At 46.9% G+C, this 20,112-nt stretch carries 17 protein-coding genes, 1 tRNA gene and 1 CRISPR repeat array (1 of these 19 running past the window's edge); of the genes, 7 read left to right on the top strand and 11 right to left on the bottom strand.

Going from position 1 to position 20,112, the window contains the following annotated elements; all coding sequences use genetic code 11:
- Positions 1 to 24 precede the first annotated feature (24 nt).
- The 6 genes from pheT to thrS form a co-directional block, all read right to left on the bottom strand.
- Positions 25 to 2,394: a phenylalanine--tRNA ligase subunit beta gene (gene pheT, locus C8D98_RS06765; protein WP_132873251.1), complete on the bottom strand. Its 2,370-nt coding sequence runs from the start codon at positions 2,392 to 2,394 to the stop codon at positions 25 to 27.
- 14 nt (positions 2,395 to 2,408) lie between these two features.
- Complete coding sequence (pheS, locus tag C8D98_RS06760) at positions 2,409 to 3,422, bottom strand: phenylalanine--tRNA ligase subunit alpha (protein ID WP_132873249.1); 1,014 nt, start codon at positions 3,420 to 3,422, stop codon at positions 2,409 to 2,411.
- 224 nt (positions 3,423 to 3,646) lie between these two features.
- The gene (gene rplT, locus C8D98_RS06755) at positions 3,647 to 3,994 is read right to left on the bottom strand and encodes a 50S ribosomal protein L20 (protein ID WP_132873247.1); all 348 of its coding nucleotides are present in this window, start codon (positions 3,992 to 3,994) and stop codon (positions 3,647 to 3,649) included.
- An 18-nt stretch (positions 3,995 to 4,012) separates the two neighbouring features.
- The gene (gene rpmI / locus C8D98_RS06750) at positions 4,013 to 4,210 is read right to left on the bottom strand and encodes a 50S ribosomal protein L35 (protein ID WP_132873245.1); all 198 of its coding nucleotides are present in this window, start codon (positions 4,208 to 4,210) and stop codon (positions 4,013 to 4,015) included.
- An 18-nt stretch (positions 4,211 to 4,228) separates the two neighbouring features.
- Positions 4,229 to 4,786 carry a translation initiation factor IF-3 gene (infC, locus tag C8D98_RS06745; RefSeq protein ID WP_132873243.1) on the bottom strand — a complete coding sequence of 186 codons (558 nt, stop codon included), beginning with the start codon at positions 4,784 to 4,786 and terminating at the stop codon, positions 4,229 to 4,231.
- Positions 4,787 to 4,789: 3 nt separating this feature from the next.
- Entirely contained in the window at positions 4,790 to 6,703 is a 1,914-nt protein-coding gene (gene thrS, locus C8D98_RS06740) for a threonine--tRNA ligase (RefSeq protein WP_132873241.1), read from the bottom strand.
- 158 nt (positions 6,704 to 6,861) lie between these two features.
- On the opposite strand from thrS, the gene C8D98_RS06735 reads away from it, so the two are divergent.
- The 7 genes from C8D98_RS06735 to C8D98_RS06705 all read left to right on the top strand — a co-directional run bounded on the left by C8D98_RS06735 (position 6,862) and on the right by C8D98_RS06705 (position 15,673).
- A tRNA-Leu gene (locus C8D98_RS06735) sits at positions 6,862 to 6,947 on the top strand.
- A gap of 167 nt (positions 6,948 to 7,114) precedes the next feature.
- A complete protein-coding gene (locus C8D98_RS06730) occupies positions 7,115 to 8,068 on the top strand; it encodes an MrcB family domain-containing protein (RefSeq protein ID WP_132873239.1) in 954 nt (317 codons plus the stop codon).
- 444 nt (positions 8,069 to 8,512) lie between these two features.
- The gene (locus C8D98_RS06725; protein WP_132873237.1) at positions 8,513 to 9,367 is read left to right on the top strand and encodes a substrate-binding domain-containing protein; all 855 of its coding nucleotides are present in this window, start codon (positions 8,513 to 8,515) and stop codon (positions 9,365 to 9,367) included.
- Complete coding sequence (locus tag C8D98_RS06720; RefSeq protein ID WP_132873235.1) at positions 9,364 to 10,140, top strand: alkaline phosphatase family protein; 777 nt, start codon at positions 9,364 to 9,366, stop codon at positions 10,138 to 10,140. The genes C8D98_RS06725 and C8D98_RS06720 overlap by 4 nt, the downstream gene beginning before the upstream one ends.
- A complete protein-coding gene (locus C8D98_RS06715) occupies positions 10,137 to 11,513 on the top strand; it encodes a sensor histidine kinase (protein ID WP_132873233.1) in 1,377 nt (458 codons plus the stop codon). Before C8D98_RS06720 ends, C8D98_RS06715 begins: the two co-directional genes overlap by 4 nt.
- Positions 11,514 to 11,659: 146 nt before the next feature.
- A complete protein-coding gene (locus C8D98_RS06710; RefSeq protein WP_207891248.1) occupies positions 11,660 to 12,412 on the top strand; it encodes a 4Fe-4S dicluster domain-containing protein in 753 nt (250 codons plus the stop codon).
- Between the two features lie 18 nt (positions 12,413 to 12,430).
- The gene (locus C8D98_RS06705) at positions 12,431 to 15,673 is read left to right on the top strand and encodes a molybdopterin-dependent oxidoreductase (RefSeq protein ID WP_132873229.1); all 3,243 of its coding nucleotides are present in this window, start codon (positions 12,431 to 12,433) and stop codon (positions 15,671 to 15,673) included.
- Between the two features lie 44 nt (positions 15,674 to 15,717).
- Here C8D98_RS06705 and C8D98_RS06700 read toward each other — a convergent pair whose 3' ends face one another.
- Genes C8D98_RS06700 through C8D98_RS06680 form a run of 5 tightly spaced genes read right to left on the bottom strand, consistent with a single transcriptional unit; the run spans position 15,718 to position 19,841 of the window.
- Positions 15,718 to 16,503 (bottom strand): sulfite exporter TauE/SafE family protein, encoded by a 786-nt coding sequence (locus C8D98_RS06700; protein WP_132873227.1) that lies wholly within the window; start codon positions 16,501 to 16,503, stop codon positions 15,718 to 15,720.
- 22 nt (positions 16,504 to 16,525) lie between these two features.
- Positions 16,526 to 17,893, bottom strand: coding sequence for a sigma-54-dependent transcriptional regulator (locus C8D98_RS06695; RefSeq protein WP_132873225.1), 1,368 nt, complete (start codon positions 17,891 to 17,893; stop codon positions 16,526 to 16,528).
- 36 nt (positions 17,894 to 17,929) lie between these two features.
- Positions 17,930 to 18,574 carry a class I SAM-dependent methyltransferase gene (locus tag C8D98_RS06690; protein ID WP_132873223.1) on the bottom strand — a complete coding sequence of 215 codons (645 nt, stop codon included), beginning with the start codon at positions 18,572 to 18,574 and terminating at the stop codon, positions 17,930 to 17,932.
- Positions 18,571 to 19,398 carry an arsenite methyltransferase gene (gene arsM / locus C8D98_RS06685; RefSeq protein ID WP_132873221.1) on the bottom strand — a complete coding sequence of 276 codons (828 nt, stop codon included), beginning with the start codon at positions 19,396 to 19,398 and terminating at the stop codon, positions 18,571 to 18,573. Before arsM ends, C8D98_RS06690 begins: the two co-directional genes overlap by 4 nt.
- Positions 19,395 to 19,841, bottom strand: a complete 447-nt coding sequence (locus C8D98_RS06680; protein ID WP_132873219.1) for a MarR family winged helix-turn-helix transcriptional regulator — start codon at positions 19,839 to 19,841, stop codon at positions 19,395 to 19,397. Before C8D98_RS06680 ends, arsM begins: the two co-directional genes overlap by 4 nt.
- Positions 19,842 to 20,097: 256 nt before the next feature.
- Positions 20,098 to 20,112: a CRISPR direct-repeat array (repeat unit 29 nt) (it continues 496 nt past the right edge of the window).

Raw genomic sequence — 20,112 nt, 5'->3', positions numbered from 1 at the left:
TTTCGGGAGGCTTTGCATTTTCTGTTATCTCAGCTGAGCGTTAAACTCTTTCGTGAGATTATCTATCATCTTCTGAAGCTGACCGTTGGTCTCCTCGTCCGTCAGGGTTCTGTCGGAGGCGGTGAAATACACACGATAGGTGCGGCTCTCCCTGCCCTCTTCAATTCCCTTGCCCGAGTAGACATCGAACAGGAACGCATCTTCCGCCAGTTTGCTTGTGCCTTTGATGCAGTTTATCATATCAACTGATGCTGTGGAGCAGTCCACGACAACGGATATATCCTTGTAAACAGAGGGGAACTTGCTGAACTCCGCAAACTTGTACTGGAAAGTGGCGTTTGCAATCAGCTCTGGCATATCGACCTCGAACAGCACCACGTTCTCACGAACGTCCGCCTCGTCGGCCACTGCGGGGTGAAGCTCACCTATGAAGCCGATGGACTTGCCGTCCACCATAACCTCAGCCGCTTTGCCGGGATGCAGGAAGTGTCTGTCGCTTCTGACATATTCCGCCTTAATCTTATATCCGTTCAGCACGTTTTCAAGCACTCCTTTAAGAGCGAAGAAAGGCTCGACGGGTGCGGGAGCTGCCCAGCTCATAGGCCAGAACTGTCCGGCAACGGCCGCCGCAAACTTCATGCGCTGTTCGGGAAGTTTTTCATCGGTTTTGATAAACGATGATGCAAACTCAAAGAACTTCGCCTGTTTGAAACCGTTGTTAAGGTTAAATTTTATTGTGGCAAGCAGTCCGGGGAACACTTGGGTTCTCATGGTGTTCATGTCCTCTGAAATAGGGTTCAGAAGTTTGACAAACTTGGCTTCATCATCAAACAGCTTTAAAAAATCGTCCTTCATGAAGGAGTAGTTAACTGCCTCATTGAATCCCAGAGTCTTCATCTGGTTTGCGATGTCACGTCTTGCCGTGAGCAGTCTGCTCATGGGTTTTGAGTCGGCATCTATGCGGGGCAGTGTCGTGGGGATGTTGTCGTAGCCGTACATCCTCGCAACTTCTTCCGCTATATCCTGATTTGTAGAAATATCCACTCTGTACGAAGGTGCGGTGACAGTTATTGCGGTGCCGTTCACTTCGGGGTTAAGGTGCAGGTCGGACAGGATTTTCACTATCTGCTCATGGGACACAGAGGTACCCAGATAGCTGTTTATCCACTCGGTTGTGACTGTGACCTTAGCAGGCACAGGCTCTGTGTATTCGCCCAGTTTGCCCTTGCAGACCTTACCTCCGGCAACCTCCTGAAGAAGGTATGCGCCGTAGTCAACCATTTTAACGGGGTTGGCGGGATCTGCTCCCCTTTCATATCTGTATGCCGCATCGGAATTCATTCCGAGTTTTCTGGCAGTTTTTCTTGTCTGTTTCGGCTCGAAATATGCACACTCAAGGAAAACGTCCTTAGTGTCGTCATGGATTCCCGAATGCTCGCCGCCCATTACTCCGCCGAGAGCCAGAATCTTTTTCTCGTCAGTTATCAGGAGCATCTCATCGGTGAAGGTACGCTCTTTTTCATCCAGCATAAGGAGCTTTTCGCCCGCTTTTGCGTTGCGGACGATTATCTTGCCCTCGATCTCACGCAGGTCGAAAGTGTGCTGAGGCTGGCCGTATTCGAACATCACATAGTTAGTGACGTCAACCACGTTGTTTATGGGGCGGATGCCCACCGCACGCAGACGGTTCTGCATCCACACGGGCGAGGGAGCGATGGTAACATCCCTGATGACCCTTGCCATGTATGTGGGGCATGCCTCTTTATTTTCCAGAACAACGCCGCCGTAGTTTTCAGCTTTGTCGTCGGTCTCTTTCAGTTCAAAGGTTCTCTCTTTCAGCTTAAGGCCGTAGATTGCCGCTATCTCTCTTGCATAGCCTACCATGCTGAGGCAGTCAGCCCTGTTGGGGGTGATGCCTATTTCCATTACGGTGTCGGGCAGTCCGAGATAGTCGTTCACATCCGAACCCGCCTCAAGGCTGTCGGGGAGTATCATGATTCCGTCGTGGTTGTCGGAAATACCTATCTCGTCCTCAGCGCAGATCATTCCGCAGGACTCGGTGCCTCTTATCTTTGCCTTCTTGATTTTTATGCCGTTGGGAAGCTCTGCGCCCACCATAGCAAAGACAACTGTCTGTCCTGCTCTGACGTTAGGTGCGCCGCAAACCACCTGATGCTCCTCTGCGCCTGTGGAAACAACACAAAGGGACAGTTTGTCCGCATCGGGATGCTTTTCGCATTTAAGAACTTTTCCGACTACGACGTTGTTAAGGCGAGCCTTCGTTTCGACGGATTCAACCTCAAGACCTGCCATGGTAAGTTTTGCGGCAAGCTCCTGCATGTCGATTCCGGTGGTATCTACAAATTCATTTATCCAATTGATGCTTATCTTCATTTTGTACCTCCGCCTTAAAACTGCCTTAAGAATTTCAGGTTGTTTTCAAAGAATGAGCGAAGGTCGCCGATGCCGTATTTCAGCATGGTGATACGCTCGATGCCCATTCCGAAGGCGAAGCCTCTGTATATGTCGGTGTCGTAACCTGCGTGTTTGAACACTTCGTTGTTCACCATTCCGCAGCCAAGGATCTCAAGCCAGCCTGTGCCTTTACACACTCGGCATCCCTTGCATCCGCAGATAACGCAACCCATGTCAACCTCTGCGCTGGGCTCGGTGAACGGGAAGAAGCTGGGACGGAAACGAACGGGAATATCTTTTCCGAACATGCGCTGGATGAACTCTGTCAGCGTTCCTTTAAGGTCGCCGAAGGTCACATCTTTATCAACCAGAAGCCCCTCAACCTGATGGAACATCGGAGTGTGTGTCAGGTCATAGTCGCATCTGTAAACTTTGCCGGGAGCGATGATTTTAATAGGCGGCTGCTGGGACTGCATAGTTCTTGCCTGAACAGGTGAAGTATGTGTGCGCAGCAGAATATCCTCTGATATATAGAAGGTATCCTGCATGTCCCTTGCGGGGTGTTCTTTGGGGATGTTCAGCATTTCGAAGTTAAACAGGTCAAGCTCCGCTTCGGGGCCCACTGCCACTTCGAAACCCATTGAAGTAAATATATTAACTATTTCATAGTAAACGGACATGATGGGGTGAATGCTTCCGCTGTTCATGGGCAGACCGGACATGGTTATGTCCAGTGATTCGCCTGTAAGCTTTGCGGAAAGCTCCGCCTGAGCCAGTTTTTTCTCCTGAACTTCATACTGCGACTCAAAAGAGCTGCGAAGTTCGCCGATCATCATTCCGAACTCTTTTTTCTGATCGTTGGGAACGTCTTTAAGCTGTTTGCTCAGTTCGCTGATGATTCCTTTTTTGCCGAGGTATTTGACCTTTACCTCATAAAGCTGCTGGGTGGAGGAAGCCTGCGCTATCTCCTGTTCGAATTGCCTGATGGTCTGTAAATCGACTTGCATGTATATTCTCCGATTGCACTCCATATACATCGCACTACTGCGTCAGAATTTCAAAAATATTTATCATGTACACATCACCGTACACTCAAAACATTTTTTAAATTCTTCCTTGTCCTGCTCGTATCTGAAGCGCAAGTTGAATAAGATTACTTTTTTATACAGCCCCAAGCCCTCTTGAGGCTGTATAAAAAAGGGGAGCTTTTGGCTCCCCCTGTTTAGCTTAATCAGGCTTTAACCTGCTTGCAAAGCTGCTCGAATTCGGCGGGGCTTTTAACCGCCATGTCGGCAAGGACTTTTCTGTCCAGCTCGATACCGAGTTTTTTCAGGCCGCCCATAAACACACTGTAGCTGAGTCCGTGTTGGCGAACTGCGGCATTGATACGGATGATCCACAGTTTTCTGAAATCACGTTTCTTAAGCTTTCTGCCTGCGAAGGCAAAGTTGAGCGCACGCTCTACTGCCTCACGGCTCTTTTTGTAGACATTGTTAATCTGTCCTCTGAAACCTTTGGAGCGTTTCAGCCACTCTTTTCTTCTTCTGCGGGTTTTATACCCGCCTTTCGCTCTTGGCACTGTTAACCTCCTTTACTCTTACAGATAGGGCAGCAAAACTTTTACGTTCTGCGCATCCTTTCCTTGAAGGACGGTTGTCTGGCGCAGTGAGCGTTTGCGTTTTGTGGTCTTTTTAGTGAGAATGTGTCTCAGACCACTCTTCTTTGCTGTTACTTTGCCGCTTCCGGTAACTTTAAACCTTTTTGCGGCGCCCTTGTGGGTCTTCATTTTCGGCATTTCGAAAACTCCTTTAAATTAGTTTCCAGCCGGAGATGCAGTAGGTGAAATCATCATGATTTGCTGTTTACCCATCATCTCTGGTTTCTGGTCAACGACACCAACGTCTGCGACGTCTGCCTTGACTTTATTAAGTAATTCCATTCCCGCTTCCTGAAACATCATCTCGCGTCCTCTGTATCGAAGGACAACTTTGACCTTGTCTCCGGCTTCAAGGAACTTTCTAACGGCCTTCAGCTTGACGTTATAGTCGTGTTCCTCGATTTTCGGGCGGAATTTTACTTCCTTAGTATCCACCTGATTCTGGCGTTGCTTCTTTCTGGCTTCCCTGTCCTTTTTCTCTTTTTCAAACTTGAACTTGCCGTAGTCCATGACACGGCAGACAGGGGGTTTTGCCGTGGGGGCAACTTCAACGAGATCCATTCCGGCTTTTTCAGCCTGCTTGAGAGCCTCGTCAATTGTGCACACACCAAACTGTGTGCCATCATCCAAAACAAGCCTTACCTCTTTATGGGGAATAGCTTCGTTAATCCGTTCTTTGTCCGCTACGGGACCGAATTTGCCACCGACCTTTATATATCACCTCCAGAGGTTTAATGTCTTATTTTGGTCAAGCTCTTTTAATACACTAATGTAGTCAGAAAAAGCAAGCTCATTTTTAGTTTCGCCACTGCGAAGTCGTACTGAAACCAGATTCTCATCAACCTCTTTCTGACCGATGATTATCATGTGAGGTATCTTTTCGAGCTGCGCCTCACGGATCTTGAAGCCGACCTTCTCGTTGCGGAAGTCGGAATCGACCCTGAAGCCTTCAGCCTTCAATTTTGCCACAAGTGACTTGCAGTAGTCAAGATGTGCATCGGTAATATTTATCACTCTCACCTGAACGGGTGATATCCAGAAGGGGAAATTACCCGCAAAGTGTTCTGTCAGAACGCCTATGAATCTGTCCACAGAACCCAGAATAACCCTGTGGAGCATAACGGGTCTGTGCTTATGGCCGTCTTCGCCTATGTAGTTCAGGTCGAAACGCTCGGGCAGGTTGAAATCCACCTGAATTGTCGCGCACTGCCAGAAACGGCCGATGGCATCTTTCAGCTTGATATCAATCTTCGGCCCGTAGAAGGCGCCGTCGCCCTCGTTTATCTCATAGGGAAGTTCTTTAACTTTCAGAGCATTGAAGAGAGCCTCAGTGGCTTTCTCCCAGTTGTCCTCGGAGCCGATGAATTTTTCCGGACGGGTTGAAACCTCGATCTGGAACTCGAAACCGAAGATGGTCATTACATCGTTGACAAAGTCGATGATGGCGATGATCTCGTCGTTCAGCTGCTCAGGGGTGCAGAGGATGTGGGCGTCGTCCTGTGTGAACGCACGCACACGCATCAGACCGTGAAGAACGCCGGATTTCTCATGGCGGTGTACGGTTCCCAGCTCAAAATATCTCTGAGGAAGATCACGGTAGCTTCTCATCTCAGATTTGAAAACCATCATGTGCGACAGGCAGTTCATGGGCTTAACGCCGAACGCCACATCGTCGATGGATGTAAAATACATGTTCTCACGGTAGTTATCGTAGTGGCCGGAGAGTTTCCAGAGATCCTGCTTCAGAATCTGGGGGCCGTATACGATCTCGTATCCGCGTTTAAGGTGCTCTTTGCGCTCAAACTCCTCAAGGGTGGCACGCAGTGCGCCGCCACGGGGAAGATAGATGGGGAAACCTGCGCCGACCTCGTCCTCAATGGTGAAGAGTTTCAGCTGTTTGCCCAGCTTGCGGTGGTCACGCTTCTTGGCCTCTTCCAGCATGTTCAGATAAGCGTCAAGCTCCTCTTTTTTGAACCAGCAAGTACCGTAGATACGCTGAAGCATCTTGTTGTTCTCGTCGCCTCTCCAGTACGCACCTGCAACAGAAAGCAGCTTATAGTGCTTTATGCGCTTGGTGTTGTCCAGATGGGGGCCACGGCAGAGATCGGTGAAATCACCCTGAGTGTAAAGCGATACGCTGTCTTCGCCGATGATGTCGAGCAGTTCGAGCTTGTAGCTCTCGTTTGCAAACTCTTTTCTGGCTTCCGCTGTTGTCACCTCACGGCGGCGGCAGGGAAGAGCCTCGGCGGATATTTTCGCCATCTCTTTTTCGATGGCCTCAAGGTCTTCGGGGGTGAATTTTTTGTCGCCCATATCGAAGTCATAGTAAAAGCCGTCTTTGATAACGGGGCCAATGGTCACTTTGGCTTCTTTGAAAAGCCTTTGAACCGCCTGCGCCATAAGATGCGCTGTTGAGTGACGGAGAATCTCCAGAGCTTCCGTGTCCTTTTCCGTTATGATCCTGACTTTATCATTATCGCCGACGGGGGCGTATATATCTGCAAGTTTGCCGTTAACTTCTGCGGCGAGAGCGTTTTTCGCCAGTCCTTTGCTGATGGTGTTCGCCACATCGAAAGCGGTTGCACCGGCTTCGAGTTCGAGCTTTGCGCCATCGGGAAGAAATATATTCATAATGGTCTCCCTATGGGTATTTGAGCGATAAAGTATAATTATTATCGCTTTTTTTGTCAACATATTAGCGAAGAATATAATAAAGTATAAAAATAAAAAAAGTGAAAAAAGTTTCTTGACATTTATTTGGCGTTCATGTAATTTCTGTTTCTCGCAAGGCCGAGGTGGTGGAACTGGTAGACACGCAGGACTAAGGATCCTGTGGGCGTCAAAGCCTGTGGGGGTTCGAGTCCCCCTCTCGGCATGAAATATCAAGGCTTTAGGTCAAAAACCTAAAGCCTTTTTTCGTGCACTAATTAATATTAAAAATGACTACATTTTTTAATCACGTGGTCACTTTGCTCAACAGAATTGCTTTATTCCCAAAAAAGCATAGTATGTGTGTAAATTCATAAAATACACGGAGTTGATATGAGTTTACAAACAGCTTTGCAATATATTCTCAAACAGTATCCTAAGTCACGTCATACATCTTTCAGCAACAACAACTTTGGCAATTATGTAAGACATAATATTCCAGCAATTATTATGGACATCGTAAATGACGACAGATACATAATACAAGGTAGCGTTGGCAAAGGAAACTGGTCAAAATCACCTTGGATTGCAGTTTTTGATAAGTTAATAACGAATACTGTTCAATGTGGCTATTATCCAGTCTATCTTTTTTCAGAGGATTTTTCAGGTTTCTATTTATCTTTAAATCAAGGTGTTACAGTTTTTAAGGAAGAATATAGAGCAAAAACTAAAGACGCGTTAAAAGCAAAAGCAATTGATTATTTAGCGCAATTAGGTTCATTAGCAAATGACTATAAAAAAGGACCGATCGACCTTAAACACAGCAAAGAAAATAGTAATAATGATTTATATGGAACAGCCTCAATAATATCTGTTTATTACTCAGCCTATAATATCCCTGATGAACAAATCTTAATTGATGATCTCAGAAAGATGCTTAAGATTTATAACTATCTATCTGCAAGTGACGTCATGTTACTTGCATCTGTAACACAAGATGAAGTGAGTGGTGTTAATAGCAAATTCTTTGAAGATCCAACCAAAATAAGGCTACATAGAAGAATCGAACGCAACACAGCATTATCTAACGCTGCAAAAAAGAGTCATGGCTATAAATGCCAAGCTTGCGATGTGGACATGGGTGAAATATATGGACCAATAGGCGCTAATTATATCGAAGCTCATCATCTTAGACCTATATCATCTATAGAATCAAAAATACTAATGGACCCTAAAAAAGACTTCAGTGTTTTATGCCCCAATTGTCACGCTATGATACATCGAAGCGAATACGTTAGTGATGTCGAGGCATTCAAAAATATTGTGCTATACAAAAATACCAAATGACTACATTAAATAACTGATAAATATAGAGCTGTGACTACACTATTTTTTGCAACTCATTAATACCTAAAGAATTACTCTTAACTAAGGATCCTGTGGGCGTCAAAGCCTGTGGGGGTTCGAGTCCCCCTCTCGGCATTACGGAAAAAAAGCTCAGCTCAGGCTGGGCTTTTTTGCGTTTAAGTCATCTATTAGTCACTCTATGCTTTCCTTTCCAGCACTGGAAAAAGACAATAAAAAAGGAGGTTTGCAGTAAAAACAATATTTATTTTATTACTCAACAGTATCTGATAGATACTTCCAGCTCACTGCCGCATTGGCAGCTTAAAAGTCACATCAGAGCCAAAAAGGCAAACACCACTGAATAAAATCATGTAATACTTGTATGTTGAAAGTATTTCTGCTATTTCAAAAATAACTGACACAAACGGAAGGGAGAACAGCGGCATGTTAAAAACGGTAGCTCTCATCATCTGTCTTTTTATATCTCTGACCGTTAACGCCGAACAGCTCAGATTCGGCATCGCATCCATAGTCTCGCCGGAGGAATCACTCAACCTTTACAGAGAGCTGAACGACTATCTGGCGGGCAAACTGAATAAAACAATAACCCCTGTCATAAAGAGAGATTACGATGAAATGAACCGCATGATAGCAGAAAATGAGGTGGATTTTGCTTCAGTCTGCACAGGCGCACTGCCCTATCTCAACAATGCAAAAATAAGAGTTCTGGCCGTTCCCGAGATGAATGGAAAACACTCATATCAGTCATTCATAATTGCCAATACGGCATACGGAATCAATGAAGTTAAAGACCTCAAGGGGAAAACATTCGCATTCACCGACAGACTTTCAAACAGCGGAACCCTATATCCCGCATTCCTGACAATACGCACTTTCAAGCAGGCTCCTGAAAAGGTCTACAAGAAAATATACTACACAAAGAGCCATGATAAATCCATCTATCTGGTAAACAAAGGTGTGGTTCAGGCGGCGGCTGTTGACAGCCTTATCTTTGAGATAATAAGAAAGAAAGATCCGCAGGCGGTAAAAAATATCAGAGTGATCCATAAGTCTCCGGAAATGATATCTCCTCCTTTTGTTGCGGCCTCCGGCATGAACACTTTGACATATGAAAACATCAAGAATCTGATGCTGAATATGCACAAAGACCCTAAAGGTGCCGAAATTCTGAAAAAACTGCACGTTGACAGATTTGTGAATGCCAGCGTAAGCGACTATAAAGTAATATCGGATATGAAGGCTGAAATTGACCGCTTCTACTCAGGCATTATGCAATGAAAGGACTTATTTTTCTGACAGCTCTGCTCCTTCTGACACCTCTCTGCCAGGCCGCAGACTACAAAACAATTCTGCTGGTGTCCGTTGACGCACTGCACCCTGACGCAGTTTCAAAGGAAAACTCTCCTAATATAATGTATCTGGCAGAAAACGGAGCTTACAGCCCTTTTGCAACAAGCTCAAACCCTCCGAAAACGCTTATATCCCACACTGTGATGCTGACAGGCCTGCAGCCTCTGGAGAACGGAAAAACAGACAACGCCTGGCAGGTCGGGGAGCCCAGGGTCAGTAAGCCAACCCTGCTTTCCGCAGCAAAAGGCAGGGGATACGAAACCTGTCTTATATACAGCAAGCAGAAGCTGGGCTACCTTAAAAACTCATCCACTGATACGGAAATATTTGCAAAGGATGACGCTGTTGAAAAGACTGCGGAAGTCCTTGATACATCAAAAAAGCAGTTCATATTTCTTCATATAAGCGGATTGGATACCGAAGGCCCCGTTTCCGGCTGGATGTCAGAGGAATACGTTGACGAGTTCCGGTTCATTGACGAACAGCTCGGAGCACTCTTTAAAAAAGCTCTTAAAAGTCCTTCAGTCCTGATAATAGTAACATCAGACCATGCCGGACATGACAAAATACACGGATCGGACCATCCCGAAGATTTCAAACGCCCTCTTGCTGTATTTTCTTCTCTGAAAAAAATAACACATATACCGGATTCTGCTCTTAAAATTGACGGCCTGAAAAAATACATTGAGGAAGAGTTTTGAAAAAACTTATCTTCAAACTCATTCCCAACAGCCTGAGCAGACGAACGGCATTGCTGATCAGCTCGCTTGCTTTCGCCACAGTTATCATCAACATGGTGATTATTTTCTATTTTGAGTACTCTTCGTCATTTTCAACAGCGGAAAAATACATTGACTCACAATATAAGATAATGTCATCCGATCTTGCGGAATCCATCATAACAGACGACATTTACTCACTTTTTACGATGATAGAGACCGTTTCGCAGGCAATCCCCCACATTGACAACATAGCGGTATTCGGGAATGAAGGCGAATATGTAACCGACGCAAAGGTTCGGCCGGAAAGCCTGACGGCAACAATAAGCCCCATCCTTCTGACCAAGGAGATATCTGCCGGGAATAACAGGCTGGGAACGATCACTTTTTACATAAACAGGGAATCCATCATACGGCAGATCACACGAAAGGTCATCGGGCTGTTTTTTATAAATATAGCGGTGGTAATTATGGGCGCACTTGTGGGGGTGGCAATCGCCGCACGCATGACAAAGCCGATCAACGACCTCTCACGCCAGATAGCAAATCTGGATGTTCTGGAACTGCCTTATAAATTCAACATATCCGAATATGCATCAGGAGAGACACGGAACCTGCAGAACGTTATTGAAAAACTCTCTTTCAGGCTAAAAGACTCGATAGACCGCATAAGCGAACAGCAGAAGGAACTGCACCGCAGTGAACGTCTGGCATATCTGGGAACCATGTCCGCCGGACTCGCGCATGAACTGAAAAACCCCATAATGGCCATCAGTCTGATCATTGATAACGTCGCTTCGGAAATAGGAGATAATTCACAATGGCAGGAGGATTTTACAGTCATACGCAGGGAAGCGGACAGACTTGTCTTCCGCCTGAACGAGTTTCTGGACTACTCCAAACCAGTGAACCTGCGTTATGACGAGATCAGTCTCTCTGCCCTCATAGAGTTCATAAAGGGTCAGACATACCGCAAGGTGTTCAGCTGCATGGAAATAGTTTTCACTGCCGAAAGCGACCCTCTTCTTGTAACAGATAAAGATAAAGTTTCTCAAATATTTACAATCCTGCTGAACAACTCCGCCGAGGCCGGTGCATCAAAAATACTCTGCTCTTTTGATGAGTCAGAGGAAACCATCAAAATTGAATATGAAGATGACGGATGCGGATTTAAAGAGGAGGACAAAGCCAAGGTTATGCTGCCCTTCTACACCACCAAACCAACAGGCTCAGGGCTGGGACTTGCCATCTGTGCGACCATAGCCGATGCAATGGGAGCGTCGGTTAACATAGCCGAAAAGCAGAGCAGAGGAGCCAGGTTTGTAATAAGGCTTCCTAAAAGACCCCAAGTGTAAAGTTTCCTTACAGTCGTCGTACAGTCAGCTTACAAATAACAGCGTAAAAATATCGAACAATCTAAAAATAACCTTATTTATCAGCAAAGTCAGCTTTGGCATGTCTATTGATATTATAACGTATCAATTCTATCGGAGGCATGTTAATGGAAAGAGATATTTTATTGACTATGCAGGATGACCTCGCAAGGGCTCTTGCAAAACCGTCCAAAGACGTAAAATGGGCCATGCTCATAGATGCCAGAAAGTGCGTCGGCTGCCACGCCTGCACAGTTGGCTGTATTTCGGAAAACGTTCTGCCGCCTGATGTCGTCTATCGTCCCGTATTTGAGATGACAAGCGGAAAATTCCCTAAAGTTAAAATGTCGTTCATACCCCGCCCCTGCCAGCAGTGTGACGCACCTCCCTGCGTACCCGTATGCCCCACAAAGGGTCTGGCAACATTCAAAAGCAAAGAGAACGGACTGGTCATGCTCAACGCAAAAGAGTGCATCAGCTGCGGGCTTTGCGTCGAGGCCTGCCCCTATAAAGCCAGAACAATGGACGGCAGCAACTATTACACTGAGAACATTGCCGTTCAGCCCTATGAGACCCGCAAATTCAGCGAATATGACGGTCAGTGGCAAAGAGTTAAAGGCGAATCGCCCATGGGCAACGTCCGCAAGTGTTCCTTCTGTCTGCACAGGGTTAAGGACGGAATGCTCCCCATGTGTACAACGACCTGCATAGGCCGTGCGACATACTTCGGCGATATAAACGATCCCGAGAGCCTCATCTCCAAGGTTATGAAAGCTAACAAAACGGAGACCATCAAATCCGTTCCGGATTCAAAACCTAAGACAGGCAAAGCGGTGTTCGGCGCTTCCAAAACAAAACCCCGTGTATTCTACGTACTTTAATCAGGACGAGGTGGAACAATGGATAACAAAGAATTTATTGAAATAGAAAACGAAGAGACAGGAACCACCAGAAGACAGTTCATTCAGGGCTGTTCGGCCATTCTCGGCAGTGCGATGCTGACATCCGGAATGGACATGGCGTTCAAAACAAACACTGCCCATGCGGCGGAATCAGGCGGAAAATACGACTTCAGCAAGCCTGAGAACATGGTCTATTCCGTATGCCTTCAGTGCAACACCGGTTGCGGAATAAAAGTTAAGATCGAGGACGGCTACGGGGTGAAGATTGACGGAAACCCCTACAACCCTTTCAATATGGTTCCGAACATTGCTCAGAGCACATCCCTCAAAGATGCGGCCAGAGTCGATGCGGCAGTCTGCCCTAAAGGACAGGCAGGCGTTCAGGTGGCCTATGACCCCTATCGTATTAAAAAAGTTCTGAAACGTGCAGGCAAAAGGGGCGAAGGCAAATGGGTGGCAGTGCCCTTTGATCAGGCCGTAAACGAAATCGTTAACGGAGGCAAGCTGTTCTCAAACGTCGCAGGCGAGGAGAACAGAACCGTTGAAGGACTCAAAGACCTTTGGGCAATAAAAGATTCCGACACAGCAAAGCGTCTTGATGCCGCCATTGCGAAGATATACAAAGAGAAAGACAAAAAGAAAGCTGTTGCTGATTTTAAAGCGGAAAACCCTGACCTTCTGCAATATCTTATAGATCCCGATCACCCCGATCTCGGAGCCAGAAACAATCAGGTCGTTTATATGTGGGGGCGTAAGAAAGGCGGACGTGCAGAATTCTTCAAACGCTTCTTCAACGACTATTACGGCACAACAAACACACACGGACACACCACTGTGTGTCAGGGTTCGCTCTATTTCGCCTGCAAGGCACTTAGCGAGCAGTATGTTTTCAACAAATTCTCCGACGGTCAGAAATTCTATTTTCAGGCTGACCTCGCCAATTCGAAGTTTGTTCTGTTCATCGGCGCAAACCTTTTCGAAGCGAACTACGGTCCCACAAACAGAACTGTCAGAATCACAGAAAGACTTAAAAACGGAGAGCTGGCAACAGCAGTGGCTGACCCCAGATTCACAAAACTGGCATCAAAATCAAAGTACTATCTGCCGGTAACACCCGGAACGGATGCCGCTCTCTGTTTTGCAATCATGAACTGGATGTTCTCCAACGACAAAATTGACAGAAAATACCTTTCTTGCGCCAACAAAAAGGCGGCAGAGGCTGCCGGCGAATCAACATGGAGCAACGCACCCATTCTGGTCAAGATCGATGAAAAAGGCAACGCAGGCAAATTCCTCAGAGCTTCTGAAATAGGTCTTGCCGAAAACGCAAAAGTTATCGGAAAAGACGGCAAAGAGAACGTTCTGGAATACCTTGTTGCGATGGTAAACGGTGTGCCCACCGTTGTTGACTACAACAACGATGTCATGCCCGCTGCCGTCACAGGCGACCTTTTTGTCGATACTGTCATTGATGACGGAAAAGGCGGCAAAATAAAGGTCAAGTCTTCACTTCAGCTTCTGAAGGAAGAGGCAATGTCAAAATCCCTTGAAGACTGGGCAAAGATCTGCGGTTCGCCTGCCGCATCCATAAAGCAGGTTGCCAAAGAACTGACAAGCTACGGCAAGATGGCGGCTGTTGACGTTCACAGAGGTCCCGCACAGCATACAAACGGATTTTACAACATCACTGCAGCCATGAACATCAACATGCTGCTTGGAAACTATGACTGGAAAGGCGGTATGATAGTCGCCTCAACCTATAACTTCTCAGGCGGAAAAGAGGGACAGCCCTTTGATTTCGGCAAGTCCGCAAAAGGAAAACTGACCCCCACAGGTATCAGCAACATCCGCCACAACATTAAATATGAAGATTCCACCCTCTTTGCCGGATATCCTGCAAAGCGCAACTGGTGGCCCCTTGCCAGCGACGTTTATGAAGAGATAATCCCCTCCATCGGACACCAGTACCCTTATCCTGTAAAAATACTTTTCAGCTATATGGGTGCATCCGCATATTCTCTTCCCGCAGGACACACCAACATCGACGTTCTGGCAGACGTGAATAAGCTCCCGCTGTATATCTGCTCGGATATTCTTGTGGGTTCAAACTCACTTTACGCCGACTATATCTTCCCCGATCTCACATACCTTGAGCGCTGGGAAATGCAGGGCAGCCACCCCAACATGGCTTCAAAAGTTCAGCCCGTGCGCCAGCCTGCAATAGCCCCCATCACCGACACTGTTACAGTATACGGTGTTGAGCAGCCCATCAGCTTCGAATCTACTCTGCTGGCACTTGCTGAAAAGCTGAACATGAAAGGCTTCGGAGCAAACGGTCTGGGCGAGGGTGTGGATTTCAGATGTATGGACGACCTTTATGTCCGCTTCGTTGCCAACGTCGCAACGGACGGCAAGCCTGTGCCCGATGCAACTGACGAAGAGCTGGCAGTGTTTCTCGCCTCCAGAAAACACCTGCCCAAAACTGTTTTCGACCCCGAAAGATGGGCTAAGATCGCAGGTGCAAACTGGCGCAAGGTCGTCTATGTTCTGAACCGCGGCGGAAGATTCCAGGAATACGCTGATATCTACAAAGGCGACAAGGCTGTGAACCAGTACAAAAAATCGCTGAACCTTTATCAGGAAAAAACAGCGGGAACCAAAAACGCATTCACCGGAAAACAGAACCCCGGTTATGCAAAATATCTTCCCGTTGTGACAACCACAGGCCAGACTCCCAAAGAAGCCGGGCTTGAAACAGCGGAATACAGCCTCAGCATGATCACACACAGGGATATCACTCAGACAAAATCCAGAACAGTGACTAACTACTGGCTTCTGACGGTTTATCCCGAAAACTCAATAATACTGAACCCTGCCGACGCAGCAAAAATGAAACTTAAGGCCGGGGATAAGGTCAAGGTCACATCCGTCACTAACAAAGCAGGCGAATATGATCTGAAGAACGGATGGAAGAAGCCTATGGTGGGCAAAGTGACCATCAGCGAAACCATGATGCCCGGAGTTATGTCGTTCACTCTCGGTCATGGACACTGGGCAACCGGTTCACACGACATTACGGTTGACGGAAGGATTATAAAAGGCGACCCGAGAAGAGCGGCCGGAGTACATGCCAATGCCGCAATGTGGGTCGATCCTCACTTGGGTAATACCTGTATGCTTGACACAGTGGGGGGTAGCGTGTCGTTCTATGACACAAAAGTAAAGCTGGTCAGGATATAAGCTCCAAAACAGGTGAAAGCCCCGCTTAAACAGCGGGGCTTTTTTTATTTTCCGTGCTTCCAGATTTTAACACTTGAAATAAGCAGTATCAGACACATCAGAGGTATCAGAAATCCCGTGGACACAATTCCAAGAAGTTTGCCGCCTGCAAAAACTCCGGCAACGGAACCAGCCGCCATCACCAGCAGAAATCTTTTCTGCTGACTTATAACTGTGAAACTTTTATCTCTGCTGTATCTGGCAAACCCCATAAGCATTGTGGGGATGCTGACCGCCAGAGAAAGACTGCCTGCAGTTTTGATATCGGTCCCGAAAAGCAGTACTATTGCAGGGATCAGAAGCTCTCCGCCTGCAACACCCATCACAGCGGCAAAAATTCCAATCAGAAACCCGCAGACAGCTCCAGTTAAAACCAGATAGATGCCTGACAGAAAATTCAGACCGCTGAAACTATACTGATGACTGAAGAAAAGGACAAAGGCCACCATCACCAGAAGAACCGAAAGCACCCTGAACAACGTTTCAGACCTCAGTCTGGTTGCCCACCCTGCGCCGAACCATGCCCCGAAGAGGCTGCCGGAAAGCAGGGTTGCAATAACATGCCAATGAGAAAGAATTGTTTCGAAAGATACGGTTCCAAGTCTGGCCGGGAGGGAAAAAGTCACAACAACAAGACTTACAGCCTTGTTTATGATAACGGCGGGCAGAGCATCAAAAGCAAAAAGCCCGACAAGGATAGGCAGCCGGAACTCGGCTCCGCCCAGACCTATCAGTCCCCCCAGAATACCGACCAGAAAACCGCTTACCGCAGCTTTAAGATCATTTAACATAATTTATATTCCTTAAAAAAAATCAGAGTCCGTACTTTTTTATTTTATCGTAAAGAGTCACACGGCTTATTCCAAGCATTTTTGCGGCGGCAGTATAGTTTTCTCCGCAACTGGCAACAGCCCGCCTGATAATATCCTCTTCCACCTCTTCCAGAGCTTTTGAAAGCAGGTTCTCCTCATATTTTGCTCTGAAAATATCAAAAAAACTCTCAGCAGGCTTTGTATCTGCTCGTCCGAGAGCGTTGAGGATTGTGTCCGCCCTGAGTGCGGCTGTGTTGCTTAGGGCAACCGCCTTGGACATGATATTCTTCAGTTCCCTTATATTACCCTGCCACGGGTAGTTCTCAAGGATATCTCTGGCGGATTTATCCACACAGCAGATATCCTTACCCGTATCCACTGAGAACAGCCGGATAAAATGAAGACAGCAGTTCCATATATCCTTTTTCCGGTTTCTGAGAGGAGGGATATCAACATTGAAAGCGTTTATCCTGTAGTAAAGATCCTCACGGAACTGACCTGTGCGGACAAGCTCTTTGAGATTTTTATTTGTGGCGGAAATTATGCGGATATCGACCTGTCTGAATGTATTGTCGCCCACACGCTGAATACGCCCGTCCTGAAGCACCTGAAGCAGTTTACCCTGAAGAGGCATGGGCATGTCGCCTATTTCGTCCAGAAAAATAGTACCTTTGTCCGCCATCTGAAATTTTCCCGGGTTGCCGGTATAAGCACCGGTGAAAGCCCCTTTAACATAGCCGAAAAGCTCACTCTCCAGCAGATTATCCGGAATAGCGGCACAGTTTATCTGAACGAATGGATTATCCTTTCTGCGGCTGTAGTTATGAATCAGCATAGCGGTGACATCTTTTCCAGTACCTGACTCTCCGGTTATGAGCACGGGAGAATTTGTTCCGGAGATGATGGCAACGGATTTAAGAACATCCTTCATCCCTTCCGAAACCGCTATCACAGCTGATCTGTCATATTTGATGGAGGAAATATCCTCATATTTGTCCGAGCAGTAACCGTCCTTTCCCTCTGCAGCATACTTGTCTATAGCCGCAACAAGCTGAGCAGTGTCCACAGGCTTTGTGAGAAAATCCACCGCCCCCTGACGGATGGCTTCAATTATAAGCTCCGTGGTTCCGTGGGCTGTCAGCATCACCACAGGGGTCGATGTATGTGCACGGAGCAGGGAGAGCACTTCCAGACCGTTCTCCTCGCCAAGCTTATAGTCCAGAAAAATAAGGTCGAAGTTCTGCTCACGAACAGATTTAACGGCAGAAAAAGAATCCTGCGCAGTATCAACATCGAACTGTTTAGAAAGCGACCGCTTCATTCCGTAAAGCAGTGACTCGTCATCATCTATTATCAGTATTTTCCGCATACTGTATTGTTACAGAAAACAGTCTCGTATGCAATATTAACCGTTTGCGGGAAAAGGTTTTATACCGTATGCCATAAAAATTGTGACCTCGGATCTGCCCTTTCCGCAGCATGACTCGGCACTGCATATTTCATCCATATCCGTTATCTCAACATTTTCAAGTCCCGCAGACCGGAACCAGTCACTGATGTCAGACCGTTTGAAGCCCGCCCATCTGTCGTGGTGTTCATTCAGCAGGAACTCGCTGCTGTGTTCATCCAGATCGGTTATCACCAGCCTGCCTCCCGCTTTAAGGGATTCGGCCATCTCAGATATGGCAGCCGACGGGTTTTCAACGTGATGAAGGCACATGTTTGCCAGCACGGCATCAAAAGACTCAGCCTCCAACGGTAGATTTTCAGCATCACCGACTCTGCACTCAAACCCTTTGATATTTGCAAATTTCGCCTTTAACTGACCAAGCATATTCTCCGAAGAATCAACGGCGGTAACACATACGCCTCTTTTCAGAAGCTCCTCAGTCAGAAACCCTGTCCCGGCACCTATATCCGCCGCACTGTCACCCTGCCCGACTTTCGCCCTGTCGCAGGCCTTTATTCTCACATTTTCCGAGAAGAACTCCGTACGCATGCTGTCCCACTGCCCGGCAACATCATCAAAATATTCCTCGCACCCGCTCACGGCTTCACCGCCTTTATGAAAGCTCCGGCAAATGCTCCGCCAGCCTCATCCAGATATTTTCTGTCAATTGTGTCAGAGAGATATCTGTCTTTGAGAAAGTATTCCTCAAGTATCTCTCCTGTATAAACATGCTCAGTCCGAACCTCTATGTTTTCAAAGCCCGCCGACCTCAGTATATCCGAATACTCCGCCGCCGAAATGGTGCCTCCCAGACAACCGCACCATGCCGCCGCCGCCTCACGCATCTTAGCTGACACCTCTTTCAAAGAGATGATATCCGCAATGGCGAGTCTGCCTCCGCTTTTTAGCACCCTGTATGCCTCCGAAGCCACTCTTTCCTTGCTATCGGAAAGATTTATCACACAGTTGGAGATTATTACATCCACCGTCTTATCCTCAAGAGGAATATCCTCTATAAATCCTTTGATAAAACGGACGTTTCCGGCACCCATGGTCTTCCTGTTTCTTTCAGCTAACTCAAGCATCTCGTCCGTCATATCCAGCCCATACACCATCCCCGATTCTCCGACATGCTTTGCGGCCATGAAAACGTTTATTCCGCCGCCGCTTCCGAGATCCAGAACCGTCTCGCCCTCTTTCAGCTCCGCAAAGCGTATCGGGTCGGCACAACCCAGAGATGCCTCTACGGCATTTTCCGGCAGCTCACCCAGCTTGCTCTTATCATATATCTGTGTAAGTTTTCTCTCACCGCCGCAGCAGGCGAGAGAGCCGAAACTCTCTTTTTTCTGCACCTGAACGGCAATTTTCCCGTAATAGTCTCTGACTTTGTTCCTCATTCCGAACTTGACTGTTTCTCTTTTCATTTGCAGCACCTCTCCGAACCGATAGCCTCCAGAAGCACCACAAGGCTTTCCATGACCTGCTCCTGCTTCTCTTCGGGTATCCTGTTCATAATTCTGTCAAAAAACTCGTCCATTCCATTCTCTATGCTTTTATAAACTTGCTGTCCCTCTTCCGTAAGAGTTATTGCGACGTATCTTCTGTCGGTGCTGTCCTCTGTGCGCTCAGCCAGAGAACCGTTCACCAGATTGTTCACAGTTCTGCTCACCGTGCTGTTCTCCAGATTCAGCGACTGCGCCAGTGAACCCAGCGAAATGTTATTTCTCCTGCCAAGCTCCACCACCGCATGACACTGAGCCATGGAAAGCCCGCAGCAGTCTGTTATCCTGTCTTCCAGAACACCCAGCCTGCGCTCAAGCTCTATAATAAGATCCCTCAAAACCCGTGACTTTGTATTTTTACTCATATTCAGCTCCATGATTAACTATTGTATATTACAACTATTGCAACACGCAAGCGAAATGATAAAAATATATTGATATTTTTCGATGTGACATATAGATCAAAACCATCAAAAAACAACCCTATTTCTGGCCATAATTTTAAACCTATTTATTTTCTCTTTATTCACAGACACTTTCATAAGGCCAATAAAAAAGGGTTTTTATTGTGAAAAACAATATTTATTTTATTACTCAACAGTGTCTGATAGAATATTTCTAGTTCACTGCCGCACA

The organism is Seleniivibrio woodruffii (assembly GCF_004339245.1).
GTDB classification, from domain to species: Bacteria; Chrysiogenota; Deferribacteres; order Deferribacterales; family Geovibrionaceae; genus Seleniivibrio; species Seleniivibrio woodruffii.
This window is presented reverse-complemented; position numbering and strand designations above follow the sequence as displayed.